2 protein-coding genes are annotated in these 2,194 nt (G+C 64.9%); both read left to right on the top strand.

Features of this window, described 5'->3' with window-relative positions:
- The first annotated feature begins 1,389 nt into the window (after positions 1 to 1,389).
- Positions 1,390 to 1,914: a hypothetical protein gene (locus tag FJY88_13790; GenBank protein ID MBM3288398.1), complete on the top strand. Its 525-nt coding sequence runs from the start codon at positions 1,390 to 1,392 to the stop codon at positions 1,912 to 1,914.
- An 89-nt stretch (positions 1,915 to 2,003) separates the two neighbouring features.
- A partial coding sequence (locus FJY88_13785; protein ID MBM3288397.1) for a hypothetical protein occupies positions 2,004 to 2,194 on the top strand: 191 nt, incomplete at its 3' end.

Here is a 2,194-nt window from a genome sequence, read left to right as displayed (position 1 = left end):
ACCGCGGCGACCTACGACATCCGCTACGCGAAGGAGATGTTGTCGGAGCTGAACTGGGAGGAAGCGACGGAGATCATCGGGGAGCCGTGGCCAAGGTCCGCCGGCAACTACCAGAGCCTTATCGTTGGAGGCCTGGAAGGCGGCCAGATGTACTGCTTCGCGATGAAGGTGATCGACGACGCGGGGAACGTCTCCGAGCTGTCGAGCGTCGCGTGCGAGACGACGCCATTGCCGGGCTATGACTCATGGATCTCCGGGTTCGGCCGGCCTCCCCAGGAGAACGGTCTCGACGGGGCCGTCTTCGCGCTCTGCGTCCACGATGGAGATCTCATCGCGGGGGGAAACTTCACGAACGCCGGGCGCGTTCATGCCGAACACATCGCCCGCTGGGACGGGCAGACGTGGAGCCCGATGGGCGCGGGGGTCGATGGCTACGTTCGGGCCCTGGCCGTCTACAAGGGAGATCTGATCGTAGGCGGGATCTTCAGGCGCTCGGGTTCCACAGCGGTGAACAGCATCGCGCGCTGGAGCGGGACCGAGTGGCTTCCCCTCGGCGATGGCGTCGATGGAGATGTCGAGTGCCTGGGCGTCTTGGGGGATGAGTTGTACGTCGGCGGAAGGATCGGCAGCGCCGGCGGAGTGCCGCTCCACGGAATCGCGCGGTGGGATGGAGCGAGATGGGATTCCGTCGGCTCCGGCGTGAACAACGGCGTCTTCGTGGTCGCCCCGTATGAGGGAAAGCTGATCGCCGGGGGGGACTTCGGCATGGCCGGAGGGGTCGCGGGGACAAGCGAGATCGCGAGCTGGGACGGATCCTCGTGGTCGCCCCTCGGCGGGGGAATGGATGTCGACTTCGTCGACGACGTCGTGGCCTACGGAGGCCGACTGGTCGCCGGGGGGCAGTTCATGCACGCGGGGGGCATCCCCGTATCGAACATCGCCGGCTGGGACGGAGTCTCGTGGCATCCCCTGGGCAGGGGGATGAACAGCTGGGTTCACGCGTTCTCTCTCTATCGGGAAGATCTGATCGCCGGCGGCGCCTTCTCGACCGCCGGAGGAAGGGCGGCGCAGTCGATCGCCCGGTGGGACGGCGGGCAGTGGACGCCGTTCGGGCAGGGGATCAACGGCCCGGTCCGAGCGCTCGCGGTCTTCGATGAATCGCTCGTCGCCGGCGGGTGGTTCACGGGCGCCGGCACCGTTCCTTCGAGCTACATCGCCTTCTGGAGAACCGGGGGTCTGGAGAAGCCCCGCAGCCCCGATTCCGCGGGAAGGTGACGGGCGCGAAGGCCGTCCGAGGCCAGATGCGCGCAAGCCAATCGAACCCTGCCTCTGCAATTCAAGGAGTCCGCTGGAATCGCCCGCAAGTTCTTCGACACCGAGGATCGAGCCTTGCTGAGCCGGCTCGGCTTCGCCTTCCGGCAGAGCTCCAGAAAGCTCTTCGTCTACGCGCATCCCGACTCCGCCGGGACCGACGACGCTCGAAGGACGAAGAGCGAGGCGACCAACGACGGCGGTATCGAGTGGGTCACGGACTACAAGGCGAAGATCCTGGAGAAGAAGATCTCGTGGACCTCCAAGCTCACGGTCTACCAGCCGGTCTTCTACTCGGGCAAGAAGGCGCTGGAGGACCTGGCCCCGGAGTTCCTCGCAGAGAATCGTATCGATTCGGATGTCGAGAAGCTGAGCACCATGGTCAGCACGGACTGGGAGAATATCTTCACAAGCCAGATCACCAAGATGATCTCGGTGAATCTCTATACCCGATGGGTCTATGACGCCTACGACAACAGCGTGAAGCCGCTGCCCCTCGATGAGGGACACCTCTCCAATCCGCTCGATGTCCTGAAGGCGATCCGGAAGTCGGGGCAGTTCAAGGAAACGCTCGGCATCAACATCGTCTATCGGTTCCTCTAAGACCCGGAGGCTGCTATAATGTGATGTACGGGAGTCCCCGGCGTGCCGCGGGGCAAGCATCACCACGAGCCACAACATCTGGAGCGCGAATGAAGCGGATAGAGAGCATCCTGACGGGCGCCTGCATCCTCCTGTGTCAACCATTGGTCGCCGCGGCGGGGCCGACCCTTCAGTGGAACGATCTCCACGACGGCGGGGCCAACTACACCGACGTCGGCACCGCCGCCCTTTGCGACACCGATGGGAACCTGGTGGTGGGAGGCGAGAGCGCGGACGGGAG

It is taken from the genome of Candidatus Eisenbacteria bacterium, assembly GCA_016867495.1.
In the GTDB taxonomy this organism is placed as follows: domain Bacteria; phylum Eisenbacteria; class RBG-16-71-46; order CAIMUX01; family VGJL01; genus VGJL01.
The sequence above is the reverse complement of the archived record's forward strand: the minus strand, read 5'-3'. Positions and strand labels throughout refer to the sequence as shown.